Genomic DNA, 15717 nt, shown 5'->3' with positions numbered 1-15717 from the left:
ATGAAGACCGTTCTTTCACTTCTCGCGTTGGTGTGGCTCGCTGCCTGCAGCCCAGGAGCGTCGGATTCGGCTGTGGATACGGCCCCGCACGCCAATATCACGCGCACAGGTTATTTCGACGGACCGGTGGGGGAAGGCTCGGACGTTGTGGACGAGAGGGACTGGCGGTCCCCGTTCATCACACGGCAACAGGCACAGGGTGACCTGCAGGCTCTCGACTCACTGCTTGAGCATCACTACGCGTACACCGATGCAGACGAGTTGGACGAAGAAGCTGTATTAGGGGCCATCTCCGACGCACTCCCCGAGCGCATCAGAATGGGAGACTTCGCGATGCAGCTGCAGAAGGCCCTCGCGCTCTCCATCGATGGTCATGCTCCGCGCATCAACGGCGAAAGGCCTGATGGGGTCCGGGAACGGATCGAGGACAACCCGCCCGGGTCGCACTACTTCCCGTTCGAACTCCGCTCAACCGGGGCGGGTCGGATCGTGGCATTCGATGCGAAAGAACGTGGGCTGATCGATGAGGAGCATCCGTACGTACTCTCCATCGATGGCCAATACGCCAGCGACTGGATCTACGGGATTCAGGACATCATTGTGGACGGCTCCCCTCAGCTGAAGTGGCACCGAGGGTCCCGCCACCTGAGCAATATCGGATTCATGCGTATGGAGGTCGGCGCGCCCGCATCCGAAACCGCCGAGGTGGTCTTCGAGGACGAAGCGGGGTCCTCGCAGCTGATCCGCACCGTGCGCCTCGTCAGTGAATCCGTCGCGTCCGCGGACCGATATCCGTTTGCGGAAGACGCGTTGGCACGGGTCCCGAGCGAGGTCGCGTACTTCAGGTTGCGGCGCATGGAAGGAGACGAGCGCTACATCGACAGCCTCGCGACCTGGATTCAGGGGCAGCGGGATGCCCGCGGTGTCATCATCGACATTCGTGACAACGGAGGCGGCAGTCGACTCCCACTCCTGACGCTCCTCCCCCATGTCCTATCAGCGGATGCAAGTCCTGTCGTGGTCACTGCCGGGAAGCTGAAGCTCCCCGCCGAGTGCCTCGTGACCGCGTGTCCCGCACCGGCGGAAGGGTACCTCGCCAACCGTTTTATGCGCCCCCTCAACGGCTTTGCCGAAGGCACACCCGAGCGGGCAGCGTTGGACCTGTGGTTGCCGACGTTCGCGCCTGAGTGGACGCCACCTGAGGAAGGCTTCAGCGACTGGCACTATCTCGTCATCAGCCCAGACGAGGATCCGGTTTTCGCGCGTACGCCTGTGATCGTGCTGATGAACAATGCCAACTTCAGCGCTTCGGACATCTTCTTGAGTGGCTTCAAGGGCCGCCAGAACGTCCTGCTCATGGGGACTGCGAGCTCCGGCGGCTCGGCACGTCGAACGGAGCATGTGCTTCCGAACTCAGGGCTCGCGGTGAGCCTAGCGACGTTGGCGTCTTTCCAAGCCGGGTCTTCGACCCTCTACGATGGGGTGGGAATCCAACCGGATCTCGAATTCTCTTCTGAGCCCGGCTTCTTCGTGAATGCAAGCGATGATGTATTGGACCAAGCCATTTCATTGATTCGGTCGTTCGGCGGAAACTGGTTCTGAGTCACTCTGGTAAGGTGTGGCTGGGCGAAAAGAAGTAGCGCTCATACGTGGGTGCGGTCCTATCTTGTATGCTCGACCCGAACTGCCTCCCAACCCTACGTTCAGGAGTGTTTGTGACCGATGATGTCGACCGCCGGGACGGTGCCAATCCCGAAAGCCTCCGGCTGAAAACGATCGCCTCGGGACTTACCGTGAACGATCTCCAGGCGAGTCTCCATTTCTACTCAGAAGTGCTCGGATTCCACATCGCGGAGCGCTTCGAGTACGAAGGCGTCTTACGTGGGGCTGCCCTGGTGGCCGGAACGGCGATGATGATGATCTCGCAGGACAACTGGGAGAAAGGACGTGATCGGGTGAAGGGTGTGGCGGTGCGCCTCAACATGGAGACGACCCAAGACATCGACGCGCTCGCAGCGCTCATCAAGGAACGTGGTGGGTCACTCGAGTCTGAGCCGGAAGACATGCCCTGGGGCTCTCGGGCGTTCAACATCGTCGACCCGGATGGCTTTCAGATTACGATCATGTCGCCCATCGGTTGAGGCATTACCAGCACCTCATTCTGGGCACGGGGCAAGCGACCGGGTCGGCGCTTCCCGAACACCTGGTGATCTTGGGCAGGAATTACATCACGCCGGTGTAGAAGCGAGCCTGTCCACCGACCGCGCGGCAGTTTCTCCCGCGCGTTTCGCGAGTCGCGGGTCCTTCAGCTGGCTCGTCCAGGCCAAAAAGTCCGGCGTCGGTCCCCTCCACTCCAGCGCATCGACATTCTTGAAGAGCGGCGATCTCCCCAGAGCGTCCGCATCCGTCTTTAGCGTGGCGAGCTCTTTGAAGAGCGCGGCGTCTGCCGCGTGGTCCCCCAGGATGTCGTCCGGGAAATTCTCAATGGGCCCATGTTCGTTCAGGAGTTGGCCCGCTGTCACTTTCCCGATGCGCGGGATGCCAGGGAAGCCATCGGCCGCATCCCCGACCAACGCCAAGAAGTCCGGAATCAACTCGGGCTCGACACCGAACTTCTTTCGCACACCCGCGGCGTCTCGAATCTCTTTGTTGCGACGATCAACCTGGACTACACGGTCCCCACGGACGCACTGCGCGAGGTCTTTGTCAGGCGTCCAAAGCGAGATCCGCTCGACGCGTTCGTCTTCTTCTGCGATTCTCGCCGCCGTGGCCATTCCGTCGTCGGCTTCGTACTCGACCATCGGCCAGGTCACGACGCCCATGGCTACGAGCGCCTCTTCCAAAGGATGGAACTGGGCCCACAACTCCGGGTCGATGCCGTCACCTGTCTTGTACCCGTCGTAGAGCTGATTGCGGAAGGACTCGATGACGTGATCTGTGGCGACTCCAATGTGTGTGGCTCCGTCGTCGATCATCTCAAGAACCGAGTTGAGAACACCGATGACAGCTCCGTTGGAGACGTCGCCGCCCTTGGCGAAACGTTTGCGGCCGTAGAACTGGCGGAAGAGTTCGTATGTGCCGTCGATGACGTGGATGTTCAAACCAATGCCAACACTCTCAATGGACTCCCACTCCCATCCACGATCTTCAAGGGCGCCGCGATCACAACTGCGCCGGTCGCTGGCAGCTGATCCAGATTGATCAGGCTGGCGAGCCCGAACTTCCCAGCTCCGTGCATGAGCGTGTGGTTGGGGAACGGGGGATCGAACATGCCGGCCTGGCCTGCGTCGGTCCCTATTGTCTCGACGCCGACACCAAGGATGTCCCGATCGATCAGCGCCTGACTTGCACTCATGTGGAAGCCCGGAGAGTGGGGGCCGTCCTCAGCGACGTTGAGGAATTCAGCCGGATCAGTGCGTTTGCTCCAGTCTGTGCGTAGCAGCACCCATGCGCCCGCCGGGATCGCACGGTGTTCTGCCTCCCACGCTTCAATTCGTTCGGGCGTGAGCAGGAAGTCCGGGTTTTCAGCGGTTTCTGCGGAGCAGTCGATGACACAGGCCGGGCCAACGAACCGTCCCGCTGGAATCGTGTCGCAGCGGTTGTCCGGCAGGTCCTTCCCGGTGATCCAGTGCACTGGGGCATCGAAGTGTGTCCCCGTGTGCTCACCCAGCGTGATCGTATTCCAGTACCAGCCGGGGCCCCCGTCGTCGTAGCGACTGATCTGACTCATGCTCAGTCCTGGGGACGGCGCGAACATGTCGGGCAGCCCGATGACAGGCGTGTCTGGACCGAGCGGCTGTGTAAGATCGACGACGCGAACGGCGCCTGAGGCGAGATCGGAAACAAGTTGGGCGAGCGAAGACATGGGAACTCCCTATGAAGCGCTTTTACGATCGGACAGATATCGGGCGAAGCGGAATGCGTTTTCCGGCAGGTGCAGGTCCATGCCGTAGTTGTCGGGGCCGACGGCTTTTACACGGGCCACAATGACACTGGTGCCCTCGCGCTCGAATGCCCCGATGACGGCCTCACCGAAGGCCATGGCGTCGTTCGTGTCGGCAACGTGTTCGATGCCGGCTGCGCGTGCGATGCCTGCGAGGTCGGTCACCCCGCTCGTCGTGTGAGAGTCGAAGCCGCCTGTGGAGAGCAGGCTGCCGTTGTCGAAGACGATGTGCACGAGGTTTTTCGGGGCGTACCGGGCCATCGTAGCGAAGGTGCCCAGATTCATGAGCACGGAGCCGTCACCGTCGAGCACCACGACTTTCTCTTCAGGTCGGTGCAACGCGAGCCCAATGCCGATGGAAGACGCGAGTCCCATCGCATGTTGCAGGTAGAAGAAGTTCTCTCTGTGACCCAGGTCGTAGAGCTCCTGAGCGCACGCGCCCATGATCGTGACGACGGCTTTGTCTTCGAGTTCTGGGTAGATCAGCTCGATGCAGCGTTGGCGCTCCACTATGGATACTCCTCCATCAGGTCTCGCGTGAGGAGGAGCGCCGTCGGCCAGAGTGACGACTGCGAGAGGGTGTAGCCCTCTCTGATTTGTTTGGCGACTTCGTCAGGATCCCGTGCGTGCTCGAAGGGAATCGAGAGTGCCCGAAGGACTTCTTCAGTCACGTTGCCGCCCCGAGTATGCCACGGATACGGCTCGCCCCAGTTCCCGCGCATGGCGATGACCATGCACAGCGGGATGCTGTAGAGCTGCGCGAGAGAGACGATGCCATTGATCGCCGCGAGGAAGCCGTGGTTCTGCATGAGCAGAAGGTGCGGCTCACCCGCGAAGTGTGCGCCAGCCGCGATCCCGATCGCCTCTTCTTCTTTAGCGACCTGGATGAGCGTCATCTCCGGGTCGTCTTCGGCGCGTTGTAGCAATAGGCCTAGCCAGGTTTCCGGAAGCGCTGAGATCGAGCGGATCCCTGCGGCACGGATGCCTTCGTAGATGGCTTTGGAGTTGTCGTAGGAGACGGTCATGAGGCGACGATAGGGGCCTGGGGCCGAGGGGAAAACCCCCACCGCCACGCCCACCCTCTCCCGACCTCACTCTGCCCCCCAAAAGCCGAGCCTTATAGCCAAGAACCGCCGGTGGGCGATGCGTCATCCTCATCCGCCCTGGATTCCTCTGTGCCATCGGGACCCTCCGCTTCGTGATTTTCGTCCTCTTGGGAGTCACGACAGGCCTACGCCCGTGCGGGTTCGTCTACGCCGCGCTGGGACTCGCAGTCGCTACAGGGAGCGCGCCGACCCATCTCCGACTGGCCCCGGGCGAGGAGAGCACTCGCTGGGGTTGTTCTGATTTCTGGGCTTGGGGTGGTGGTGCAACGAGCTGGGATGAAGAAGCTGACGCGGGATCACGTGTGGCCGGTCGGGATCACCTTTGGCCTATTAAGCGTCGAGGCCGTGAACGTCGTGTTCATTGTGCTCGCTGTGCGCGGCCAGGATGAGGTGGAGTCGAGTTCCGTGGAGGGAGAGCGGTAGCAAGATCGCTGGCGTTCTCCCCCGTCGCTTTGTAGTCTGAGTCTCAGCCTCCCCTTCCCATTCTCGGGAAGCCTCTGTGCCCCAGTCTCAGACCAGGCCGCCGGTCCGCTGATGCGCATCGACGCCCATACCCACGTCTTCACTCTCTACTCCATCATGAGTCGGGAGGCGATTCGGGTGATCACCGAGCGCCTGGGGAAGTACGTCTCCCCCATGCTCGCAGAGGCGATCGGGCAGGTGCTCTACGACCAGCTCGACAAGCCCGAGTACATGGATGAGCACCGATTCCTGCAGAAGCTGCTCGCGAAGCTGTTGGAGGATACGAGCTTCAGCGACGTTGCCACGAGCCTGTTCGCGAATAGTCCCATCGAGACCCAGATCACCGGTGACTTGGACGCACTCGCAGCCGGTGCGATCAGCGACATCATCACTCGGGTGCTAGACGGAGTCGACGGGGGCGGGACGGCTGGGAAAGTCCTCGACGTCGTCGAGACGCTTCGCCAATCCATGCAGCCGACCATCACGGACGTGTCGGACGATTTGCTCAAGCACATGGACGACGACGGGGTCATCGTCGCGCTCATGATGGACATCTTCAAAGGTCCGGAATCCGAACGGGACCGTCGGCGCTACATCGGGCAGATTGACGGTCACGCGGAAGCCGCACTCCAGAGGCCGGGCCATATCTTGCCGTTTTTCGGTGTACATCCTGAGCGCCCCGGACACTTGGAACAGCTCAAGAAAGCCATCGAAACGAAGGGTTTTGTAGGCGTGAAATTGTATCCCTCGCTCGGATACAGCGTGGACAGTGCCACGATGCGACTTGTCTACGGGTACTGCCTAGAGAAGGACCTCCCGGTTCTCCTGCATTGCGGTCACGGCGGATTCTACAGAACGGAGGACCAGATCGAGCTTTGCAATCCAGCGCAGTGGGAGGACGTGCTGAGGGACTTCGACGGATTGCGTGTGTGTTTCGCGCACTTCGGCGGATGGCAGGCGCTGGGCAAGCGGAACTGCTTGGGTGAAAACTGGCCCCCGCTCGAAGAGCCGAACGCTCCAGATTCGGAGAATTGGGGCAAGCAGATCTACGACTACATGGTCCAGTACCCCAATGTGTACACGGACCTCGCGAAGCACGTGAGCATGTTCACCGTCGAGGCCGACAAAGACATGTACTTCGACACCATGCGCGAGTTGATTGCCGATCCGAAGATTGGCAAACGCATGTTGTTCGGAACTGATGCCTGGCTGTTACGCCTCGACATGCCGTTCGCTGAGTACTGGGAGATGTGGGAGACCGCGTCAGAAGCGGCCTGGGATGACATCACCGTGGATGCACCCCGTGCCTTTCTCGGCTTCGAGGGGGCTGGCCCGGACGATTGGCGGGACAACCTCACTCGTTTCGTGAGTTATATGGCCGCGAATCGTGACCGTGTGGGCCAGGAGCCCGCTGCGTGGCTGGCCGATGCCGTTGCCGATTCCTTCACGGTGGACCGCGATCATCCGAGTTGGGATCGGAACAAGATGGCGGTCCTCGACACGTACCAGTTCTTGGCCGAGCAGATGACCCAGAGCCAAAAGGACAACGGGTTTGTGGCCAACTCCGAATTGACGTTGAACGAACTCCGTTATTTCGATCCCGGAGATCCGAACTTCATGGGGAGGTGTCGCGACCTCGCGCGCCGGCTCGTCGATTTTGCCGAGCAGGGTATGGGGTACCGCGACGGGCACGACTTCGCATCTGCCGTCGATCTGTTCATTGCAGCGTTCAAGGGAGGGGATCGGCGTTTTTGCGAGGTCGCGCTGATGCTCAACACCGTCATTGCCTACCCGGGGTTGATCTCATGAGGATACGCGTCTTGGTGTTCGCATCGGTGATGTCCTTTGGCGTCGCCGCGCCCGTTCGGGCCCAAGCCGATCCTCTCGCGTACTGCGAGGGAGGCGGAGTGAAGTGGGGTGTGGGGCCGACGCTGCTTTCTGCGCCCGGGGGAGACAAGGTCGGCTTCCGGGCAACGCTGAACAGCTGCAAGACTGGACACATCGCGCCCACGCTCCGCGTGCCCGGTGCAGAGCGAAGCGGCTTCCCGCGTTCTTACATGTTGCGCTTCGACGTGAATCTGCTCGTTGCGGATGCGGCGCTTCGGGTGCCGGAGACCAGTTCGCTACACGTGAGCCATGGGTGGTCCTGGTCGCTTTCCAAGAGGCCGGAGCGTGCTCCGCGCGGCATGGACCCGGATTCGATTCCGTTCTTCGACGGTGGGGGTTACAACCGCGGCTTCCTCGATCTCGGACTCACGGGCGGCTACGAATCCAGCCCGGAGTGGGATGAGCAGAACCTCACGGTTGGCGGGGAGGCTCGTTATGCGACGAACGCGGCGGGACTGCCGCGGCTCCTCCCGTCGATCGTGGCCAGGGTGGATATGGTGAAGCCGACGACGTCGGACGCGCGGGCTATCGAGAGCCTTTCGAATGACGCCCACGGGCGTTGGAGCGTGCGCGGATATTGGAACACGAGCTTGGACTTCCTCGCTGCCGCACTCGAGCCTGTGCGGCTGCAGGCTGACCTAGCGATGTATCGGACGTTCGGACTCGAACAGGCCCTCGTGAACGCGGGGTGGAATCAGGGCGAGTACGCCACAGTGAGTCTTCGGTACTCGAAACGCCAAAAACTGTTGGGGCCGATCGCGTTGACTGCGATCTACGCGAAGTATTCGGTGGGGGAGTGGCCGACGGTGCTGGGCGACCGGGATGCGTTTGCGGCGGGAATTGCTGTGGATGTCGGGAGGTGACGGTGGGGTCGGCCACCTCGCTCGACTTGCCGACGATGGCCAGAACAAGGTCTATTTTTTGGAATCAGATCACCCTGTCCAGGCGTCGTCCATGAGTTCGGTCCGCATTCGCTACTCGTTGTTGGCGATCTTCCTTGGAGCCACGCCATCTCTGGCCGCTCAGGCGCTTCCTCGCGCACTCCCCGAAGACGTGGGCATGTCGTCGTCCCGGCTGGAACGATTGGACGATGCACTCCAGGAGTACGTGGACGAGGATCGCCTGCCGGGCGGCGTGGCCGTGGTCCTTCGCCACGGGCAGGTCGTGTACCAGAATGCTTTCGGCCTCCGGGACCGGGAAGTCGGCGACGCGATGCAGGCGACGGATCGTTTCCGGATCGCCTCGCAGAGTAAGGCGCTAGTGAGCGTCGCGGTCATGATGTTGCAGGAAGAAGGCAGCCTGCTCATTTCCGATCGGGTGAGTCGCTATCTGCCCGCTTTCTCCAACACTACGGTCGCTGTCGCGGACGGAGATGACGATTACGAGGTCGTAGAAGCGGACCGCGCGGTCACGCTCAGAGATCTCCTCACGCACACCGCCGGCGTCGGGTACGGCGGTGGTGCGGGCGCGCGGGAGTGGGAGGAAGCCGAGGTCCAAGGCTGGTACTTCGCTCATCGTGACGAGCCCATCCGGGCCACCGTCGACCGCATCGCTTCGCTTCCCTTCGACAGGCAACCGGGGGACGCGTTCGTGTATGGGTACTCGACGGACGTCCTAGGCGCCGTAGTCGAGGCCGTGTCGGGGCTCACTTTGGACGCCTTCCTACGGTCTCATATTTTCGAACCACTGGAGATGAAATCCACGGGCTTCTATCTGGACCCGGATCTAAGGGGCGATTTGGCGACCGTGTACAGCCTACGGGCCGGCCAAGGGCTTGTTCGCGCACCCGATGGACCCGGAATGGAGACCCAGGGCCAATACGTGGATGGCCCGCGCATGAGCTATTCCGGTGGTGCTGGATTGGTCTCGACCGCGGGTGACTACGCGCGCTTCCTGCAAGCGCTCCTGAACGGAGGTGCACTGAACGGCAAGCGAGTCCTTTCGCCCAAGTCCGTGGAGCTTATGACCACGAATCACATCGGCGACCTGTTGGGCACTGCCGAGGGCTTCGGGCTCGGGTTTTCCGTCGTTCGGGACCTCGGCGCGCGAGGCCAGTTGGGGTCCGTCGGTGAATTCGGCTGGGGTGGGGCGTATCACTCGACCTACTGGGTGGATCCCCAGGAGGAGCTGGTAGTGGTCTACCTGACGCAGGTCATTCCGGCCTCGGGGCTCGATGACCACGCACGAGTGCGCGCCCTCATCTACCAGGCCATCGTCGACGAGGGGTCCTGATTTAGAGCGGGTAGGCTAACGCTCCATCGCTCCCAGAACATACAGCGACCAGGGCGGGATCTCGGTCTCACTCTTCCAGTCGATGCCGTCCTCGCCCGATGCGAGCGGACGTGCACGATGGATGCACCTGAGGCCGGCGTCCTCGTAAACGCGCAGGTAATCCTCGTGGGGCCAGAAAATATCCTCGACCGGCCGGCCGTCCGAATACTCCGTCGTGCGGATGAGTACGACATCACCACAGCGAGCGCCCCGGTTCTCCGGGTAATCACTCGTCGTGAACGAGACCCATTCGTTCGTATAGATCTCCGCGGTGGAGACGATGTTCAAGATGCGCCCTTTTGGAGCCAATAGCCCTCGCAATCCTTCGAAGAGCCCGACTTTTCGGTCATGTCCGGGGATGTTGTCGAAGGGGAACGAGCACAGGACGAGGTCGAAACCGTGCTGGGGTAGGCCGTCGAAGTCTCCGTCCTCGATGACGCGGTAGTCTCCATCAGGGTCGTGGCCGCGGGCCACATTGACCATCTCTTGTGCGATATCCACGCCGACGGTTTGGAAGCCCAGTCCGCGCAGAAAACGAGTGGAGCGGCCGGTCCCGCATCCGAAGTCGACCGCCCTCGTTCCGGAGACATGTTTGGCCAACATCTCGGGTACATCCCGAAACGCCAATTGGTACGTGCCTCCCAAGCCGAGCTCGTCGTATGCAGCCGCGCGCCGCTCATCTTGGTAGGTGTTCTCGAAGTCCATCACCACTACTCCCGGAAGAGTCCATCAACGCTCAGATACCGCTCTCCGCTGTCGCACAGTATGCACACGATGACGTGCCCCGCATGGCGAGGTTCGCGTGCGAGTCTAAGGGCGACGCACACACTGGCTCCGGAAGAGATGCCGACCAGCACTCCCTCCTTCCGAGCCATTTCACGGCACGTTCGAAACGCGTCGGCTTCCGACACGAGGTGGATGTCGTCGATTAGGGATCGGTCGAGCACGCCGGGCACGAAGCCCGGCGCCGTACCCATCATGCGGTGCGGCGCGAAGCGTCCTTCGGAGATGAACGGTGCCTCCTCCGGTTCGACCCCAACCACGCGCAGGGCAGGCTTGAGTGGCTTGATCGCCTCAGATACGCCGCCCAGCGTGCCCCCCGTCCCGAGCGGAGCTACGAAGACATCAATGAGCCCTTCGGTATCCCTCCAGATCTCGGGGCCGGTCGTTTCGACGTGGGCCCGGCGATTGTCGAGGTTGTCGTGCTGGCCCACATAGAACGAACCAGGCGTGGCGGCGTGGAGCTCGACCGCCTTCGCCTTTGCAGCCTTGGTGCCGAGCGCTGCGGGTGTGAGGTGCACCTCGGCTCCCAGAGCCTTGAGCGTGAGGCGTCGCTCCGCGCTCTGGATTTCCGACATGCACAGGACCACACGATATCCCCGCATGCGACCGATGTATGCGAGTGCCATGCCCGTGTTTCCGGATGTGGCCTCGATGAGCGTGGCACCCGGCTCGATCTCGCCACGACCCTCCGCCTCCCGGATCATGTGGAAGACCGGGCGGTCCTTGATTGCGATCGGGTTCATGAACTCGCACTTGCCGAAGACACGCGCCCCGCCGCCTGGTCTCATGCGATCCAGCGCGAGGAGCGGCGTGTTGCCGATCAGGTCTGTGATGGATGAGGCGTAGTTCATGGTGTGCTGTGGTCGGATGGCGTGTGTCGCGGCTGAACCGGGGCACGGAGGCGCGGAAGAAAATCCGGTATTTGTGAGGCGGCGGCAAGGCTGCCAACGCCCCATCCAGACATGGGCCTCGTCTCCGAGGATGACGAAATTGGCTCGTCGCAAGGAAGCAGCCTGGAGTCGCATGAGGTGATGTAGAGATCCACAAGGGAGCCGGAACAGCTGTTGAGCTTGTGAATCCTTAATCATCTCACGGAGGTGCCCATGTGGAAAAAATTTCTTGGCGTGTATGTGGTCCTGGCCCTAGTTGCATTGGCCATGGCTCCGACTGACGCCGTGTCTCAGATGTGTGAGTCTACCGACGGGAGCCCACGAGAGTGCACGATCTCAGAGGAGCTCGACTTCTGTCTCTTTGCAGCTGTCGACGCGGCGGATCAGCGAGCGACCTCAGGAACAGATTCTCGTACTATGCGTTGGATTCAGTTCAGCGCGGACGTCGCTGCCTGCGGCTTCGCGTATGTCACTCCCCTTGTCTGACGGGGTCAGCGCTCAATGAAGTCGAAGATGTCTGAGCGCTGGGTGGGGGTGGCGGCCGGGATGGCCGCCATCGTCACCCTCGTCTGGAGCGGGATTGTCGTCGTGACGTCCAGGCCCTCGGCTCCGGGAAGTGGCGACGACACGCAAACCCAGACGGCTCCCGTAGGAAGTGCGGAGGGGCGCGTATATGAAACGATACTAGGAGCGACCGACGCGGATGCGTTCGGGGACGACTGGTACGTTCTCGACGCTCGCTCGAACCTTGTGCATCACCTCGCTGCCGACGGCACCCTCGTCGACAGCTTCGGTGGAGAGGGGCGGGGGCCCGGAGAGATGCAAGGTCCGGAAGCCATCGTGATTCATCACGATACCGTTGTGGTTGCCGAGTCGATGGGCGGAGTGGTTCACCTCTACGGCCTCGACGGGTCGTTCATCGCCGACCGGCGGATCGGTGCCGAAGACTGTGCGATCTCTCTAGTGATCGACCTGGTTACGACGCCAGCTGGCCTGGCTGTACTCCTCGGCTGCTTCGATCACCCCATGGCCCCGTCCGCGAAGGTTGTCTTGGAACGTGAGGGTAGCACATCTGTCCTCGCGGATCTGAGCGCACAGCACAGCGATCGAGGCGTCGACCCGTTTTTCTCGCCCGTCGTCGCCGCTCATCTCGACGGAGTTCTGGCAGGTGTGGCAGGCTCCGACTGTCTCGCCGTGTACGACTTTTTCGGAAGAGTCTCAGAGGAGATCTGCCACGAGTGGATCTCGAGAGTCGTCCCGTCGGAGGCCGACCAGCAAGCACTCGACGTGCTGAGTGAACAAGCCAGCGCGATCGGCTTCGATCTGGACGTATACGACCGCCTGCCTGGCTTCGATCGGGTCTTCGTCGACCCGGCCGGCCGGGTGGTGTACCGCGGAGTTGCCGGTGGGATTCCTGAACAGTTCCGCGCGGTAACTGAGCGTCCGCTCGGGCAGGAGGAGGCGCTGCCTATTCCGCTCGCCGAATACCTCTTTGTTCGCGGGGACCGAGTTCTCTTGGGGTGGGATGAACTGGACGGTACGCGCCTCTCCGTTCGTTCGTGGCGGCCGTAGTGGATCAGGACCGAGGGGTGGTCATTCAGAAGGGATCGCTCGCTCCGGCTCCCTTTCCCATGGGTTCCTGGCCTGAGCGGGAATGGGGCACGCGGGTCGAAGTGGTGCTAAGCGGGGGCGCCCATGTTGACCGGGCCCGGGCGATGGCGGCGCAATTGGCCGCCGAGGATGGCGTGGACGCTGCTGTCGCGGCCGTCGAGGGGATTGCCAGGGGCCGCTTGCCGGGCTCGGGGCGCTCCGGCTAGCCTTGGCACTGATCTGGCACCGAACTTTGGAGGCCGCGTGAGCAGGGACGTGTGGGACAAGATCCGCGACTTCCGCCTGGCCGACGAAGCGCGTGCACAGGGGCTCTATCCCTATTTCAGGCCATTCTCTGTGAACGAGGGCCCCGAGGCCGTCGTAAATGGCCGCCGCGTTATCATGTTCGGGTCAAACAATTATCTCGGACTGACCACCCACCCGAAGGTCCGAGAAGCCGCCACGGACGCGATCCGGCGCTTGGGAACGAGCATGACGGGTTCGCGCTTCGTGAACGGTTCCATGCAGCTCCATCACGAACTCGAGGAGCGGCTCGCCGAATTCCTCGGTCGTGAGGCCGTGCTGGTCTTCACTACGGGCTACCAGGTGAATCTGGCCGTGTGTTCAGCGCTACTTGGCCAAGGTGATGTTGCGCTTGTCGACCGGGGCGTACACGCCTCGATCTACGACGGGGCGCGCTTGGCCATGGCGAACGGTGCGCGCATGGTGCGCTTCGGCCACAACTCCGCCCAGTCGTTGGAGCGGCATCTCTCAAAGAGCGAGGACGAAGCCGGCGTACTGGCTCTCATTGACGGGGTCTTCAGTGCAGAGGGGGAGATCGCCAAGCTCGACGAGATGGTGCCGGTCCTGAAAGCGCAGGGGGCCCGGGTGATGATCGACGACGCTCACGGTCTTGGTGTGGTCGGTGCGGGCGGTAGGGGCTCGGCCCACCACTTTGGTCTGGAACAGGAGGTGGACCTTATCGGTGGCACCTTCAGTAAGTCCCTGGCCAGCGTGGGCGGTTACCTGGCCGGGGATCGAGACGTTCTGGATTTCATCCAACATCACGCTCCGTCCTTCATGTTCGCGGCCAGTGGCGCACCTTCGTGCGTGGCTGCTGCCATGGCGGCGCTTGAGGTCATGCAGGAGGAGGAGTGGAGGATCACCAAGCTCCGCGAGAACTACGAATACATGACCCGTGAACTGACGGCGCTGGGTTTCGATGTCGGACCGACGGACACAGCCATCGTGCCTATTTATATTCGCGACGATGCCCGGACCCTGGCCGTCTGGAGAGACCTCTTCGAGGTGCATGGTATCTACACCAACCCTTTCGTCTCGATCAGCGTCCGTCCCGGGCAACAGTTGATCCGAACGAGCTATATGGCGACCCACGAGCGTGCGCACCTTGACCGAGGCCTCGAGGCCCTGGCGGCGGTGGGTAAGAAGCACGGCATCGTCTGATGTCGGGTCCGGTCCTACTTACTGGGGGGTCAGGCTTTCTCGGGTCGCATATCGCGGACCGCCTTGCCGCGTCGGGGACCGAGATCAGGGCGTTGGTGCGCCCAACTAGCGACGTCCGACACCTGTCGAGCTTGCCCGGTGTGGAGCTCGTCCTGGGGGCGGTTGACGACGTGGAGTCCCTCGCCGCTGCGGTTCGGGGAGTGCGGGGGATCATCCACGCGGCGGGACTCATCAAGGCGAGACGTCCGGATGATTTCCGACGGGTCAACGCGCAGGGCACGGAGAATCTTCTAGAGGCAGTCCGAATCGCCCGCCCGAACCTGACCCGATTGGTATACATCTCCTCTCTGACGGCCGTGGGTCCCAGCGTAGACGGGCGCCCGCGGCCCATTGGAGCCTCCCCAGCGCCGGTCACGGCGTATGGGCGAAGCAAGCTGTCCGCAGAGGAGTCCGTGCGGGGTGCGTCGGGGGACATGCCGACGGCGGTGGTGCGCCCTGCCGTGGTGCACGGACCGCGGGACAGAGAGACGCTTGCGTTCTTCCAAGCTGTGAAGATGGGGGTCCTGCCACTCACGGGATCACCCCAGTCGGTGCTCAGCATGGTGTACTGCACGGACTGCGCTGATGCCTGCGTGAGGGCCTTGGATGCCGAGATTGAGAGCGGCCGGTCTTTTGACCTGGAGGACGGACGGTCCGAGACGCTCGAGACCATTGTGGGACACATTGAGACCGCGCTCGACAGGCGGGTCCGGATCCGGCTCCCCATTCCTGGCTCCGTCCTGAATCTCGCTGCTCTAGCCACGGAGGCCTTCGGCTTCGTAGCGCGAAAGCCGGTGATGCTTACCCGAGATAAGGTCCGGGAGCTACGAGCGCCGCACTGGGTTTGTGATGCGACCGCGGCCCGTTCTGCCCTGGGTTGGATGCCACAGGTGCTTTTCTCTGAGGGAGCTCGCCGATCCGCTTCCTGGTATCGAGAGGCCGGCTGGCTCTGAAGGAAAGGGTGACTTGGACCTCGATGGGGGCGATCTTTCCTGGGGAGGCGCCCCTTGGTCCCATTTTGTCATGGTCTTTCTGTTTTGAACACGTACGACTTCCTCCATCAACTCCTGGTCACTGAATTCGGTGCTAAGTCTAGTGATATCACCCCCGAATCTACGCTGGCTTCGATAGGCCTAGACTCACTCTCCGCAGTCGAGTTGATCCGCGAATTGGAGGAGGAGTACCACATCGTGATCTCTAGCGAGCAGGCGACTTTCGACACGCTGGCTGAAGCGGTGAACATCGTGGACTCCCTCATCCAGGCTCGGCAGGGCTGAGGTCC

The 15717-nt window shown here is 62.2% G+C and carries 18 protein-coding genes; 12 read left to right on the top strand and 6 right to left on the bottom strand.

All coding sequences use genetic code 11. The annotated features are described in order from the left end of the window. Together P8L30_14080 and P8L30_14075 are read left to right on the top strand one after the other, a co-directional pair. On the top strand, window positions 1-1602 hold the full coding sequence (locus P8L30_14080; protein ID MDG2241328.1) for a S41 family peptidase: 1602 nt from the start codon (window positions 1-3) through the stop codon (window positions 1600-1602). Window positions 1603-1715: 113 nt separating this feature from the next. Then, window positions 1716-2141, top strand: a complete 426-nt coding sequence (locus tag P8L30_14075) for a VOC family protein (protein MDG2241327.1) — start codon at window positions 1716-1718, stop codon at window positions 2139-2141. An 87-nt stretch (window positions 2142-2228) separates the two neighbouring features. Here the strand turns inward: P8L30_14075 and P8L30_14070 are convergent, their stop codons facing one another. Genes P8L30_14070 through P8L30_14055 form a run of 4 tightly spaced genes read right to left on the bottom strand, consistent with a single transcriptional unit; the run spans window position 2229 to window position 4968 of the window. Further along, window positions 2229-3101: a 5'-3' exonuclease H3TH domain-containing protein gene (locus P8L30_14070; GenBank protein MDG2241326.1), complete on the bottom strand. Its 873-nt coding sequence runs from the start codon at window positions 3099-3101 to the stop codon at window positions 2229-2231. After that, window positions 3098-3865 carry a cyclase family protein gene (locus P8L30_14065; protein MDG2241325.1) on the bottom strand — a complete coding sequence of 256 codons (768 nt, stop codon included), beginning with the start codon at window positions 3863-3865 and terminating at the stop codon, window positions 3098-3100. The genes P8L30_14070 and P8L30_14065 overlap by 4 nt, the downstream gene beginning before the upstream one ends. A 9-nt stretch (window positions 3866-3874) precedes the next feature. Further along, complete coding sequence (locus tag P8L30_14060; protein MDG2241324.1) at window positions 3875-4453, bottom strand: thiamine pyrophosphate-dependent enzyme; 579 nt, start codon at window positions 4451-4453, stop codon at window positions 3875-3877. Further along, window positions 4453-4968 carry a thiamine pyrophosphate-binding protein gene (locus P8L30_14055; GenBank protein MDG2241323.1) on the bottom strand — a complete coding sequence of 172 codons (516 nt, stop codon included), beginning with the start codon at window positions 4966-4968 and terminating at the stop codon, window positions 4453-4455. Before P8L30_14055 ends, P8L30_14060 begins: the two co-directional genes overlap by 1 nt. A 357-nt stretch (window positions 4969-5325) precedes the next feature. Here P8L30_14055 and P8L30_14050 point away from each other — a divergent pair, with 357 nt between their 5' ends. The 4 genes from P8L30_14050 to P8L30_14035 all read left to right on the top strand — a co-directional run bounded on the left by P8L30_14050 (window position 5326) and on the right by P8L30_14035 (window position 9630). Beyond that, on the top strand, window positions 5326-5472 hold the full coding sequence (locus P8L30_14050) for a hypothetical protein (GenBank protein MDG2241322.1): 147 nt from the start codon (window positions 5326-5328) through the stop codon (window positions 5470-5472). Window positions 5473-5583: 111 nt separating this feature from the next. Then, on the top strand, window positions 5584-7320 hold the full coding sequence (locus P8L30_14045) for an amidohydrolase family protein (GenBank protein ID MDG2241321.1): 1737 nt from the start codon (window positions 5584-5586) through the stop codon (window positions 7318-7320). Further along, on the top strand, window positions 7317-8261 hold the full coding sequence (locus P8L30_14040) for a hypothetical protein (protein MDG2241320.1): 945 nt from the start codon (window positions 7317-7319) through the stop codon (window positions 8259-8261). The genes P8L30_14045 and P8L30_14040 overlap by 4 nt, the downstream gene beginning before the upstream one ends. Next, window positions 8248-9630, top strand: a complete 1383-nt coding sequence (locus P8L30_14035; GenBank protein MDG2241319.1) for a serine hydrolase — start codon at window positions 8248-8250, stop codon at window positions 9628-9630. Before P8L30_14040 ends, P8L30_14035 begins: the two co-directional genes overlap by 14 nt. 15 nt (window positions 9631-9645) lie before the next feature. On the opposite strand, the gene P8L30_14030 is transcribed toward P8L30_14035, so the two are convergent. Together P8L30_14030 and P8L30_14025 are read right to left on the bottom strand one after the other, a co-directional pair. Next, the gene (locus P8L30_14030; GenBank protein ID MDG2241318.1) at window positions 9646-10374 is read right to left on the bottom strand and encodes a class I SAM-dependent methyltransferase; all 729 of its coding nucleotides are present in this window, start codon (window positions 10372-10374) and stop codon (window positions 9646-9648) included. A gap of 5 nt (window positions 10375-10379) precedes the next feature. Beyond that, a complete protein-coding gene (locus P8L30_14025) occupies window positions 10380-11303 on the bottom strand; it encodes a PLP-dependent cysteine synthase family protein (GenBank protein MDG2241317.1) in 924 nt (307 codons plus the stop codon). 252 nt (window positions 11304-11555) lie between these two features. Here P8L30_14025 and P8L30_14020 point away from each other — a divergent pair, with 252 nt between their 5' ends. Genes P8L30_14020 through P8L30_13995 form a run of 6 tightly spaced genes read left to right on the top strand, consistent with a single transcriptional unit; the run spans window position 11556 to window position 15712 of the window. Next, window positions 11556-11828 (top strand): hypothetical protein, encoded by a 273-nt coding sequence (locus tag P8L30_14020; GenBank protein ID MDG2241316.1) that lies wholly within the window; start codon window positions 11556-11558, stop codon window positions 11826-11828. Window positions 11829-11855: 27 nt separating this feature from the next. Further along, window positions 11856-12914 carry a hypothetical protein gene (locus tag P8L30_14015; GenBank protein MDG2241315.1) on the top strand — a complete coding sequence of 353 codons (1059 nt, stop codon included), beginning with the start codon at window positions 11856-11858 and terminating at the stop codon, window positions 12912-12914. Then, entirely contained in the window at window positions 12914-13159 is a 246-nt protein-coding gene (locus P8L30_14010; protein ID MDG2241314.1) for a hypothetical protein, read from the top strand. The genes P8L30_14015 and P8L30_14010 overlap by 1 nt, the downstream gene beginning before the upstream one ends. Before the next feature lie 37 nt (window positions 13160-13196). Beyond that, window positions 13197-14396: an aminotransferase class I/II-fold pyridoxal phosphate-dependent enzyme gene (locus tag P8L30_14005; GenBank protein ID MDG2241313.1), complete on the top strand. Its 1200-nt coding sequence runs from the start codon at window positions 13197-13199 to the stop codon at window positions 14394-14396. Beyond that, window positions 14396-15388, top strand: coding sequence for an NAD(P)-dependent oxidoreductase (locus P8L30_14000; protein MDG2241312.1), 993 nt, complete (start codon window positions 14396-14398; stop codon window positions 15386-15388). The genes P8L30_14005 and P8L30_14000 overlap by 1 nt, the downstream gene beginning before the upstream one ends. A gap of 54 nt (window positions 15389-15442) precedes the next feature. Continuing rightward, window positions 15443-15712 (top strand): acyl carrier protein, encoded by a 270-nt coding sequence (locus P8L30_13995; protein MDG2241311.1) that lies wholly within the window; start codon window positions 15443-15445, stop codon window positions 15710-15712. The last annotated feature ends 5 nt before the right edge of the window (window positions 15713-15717 follow it).

Source organism: Longimicrobiales bacterium (genome assembly GCA_029245345.1).
In the GTDB taxonomy this organism is placed as follows: domain Bacteria; phylum Gemmatimonadota; class Gemmatimonadetes; order Longimicrobiales; family Gaopeijiaceae; genus CALFPJ01.
The sequence above is the reverse complement of the archived record's forward strand: the minus strand, read 5'-3'. Positions and strand labels throughout refer to the sequence as shown.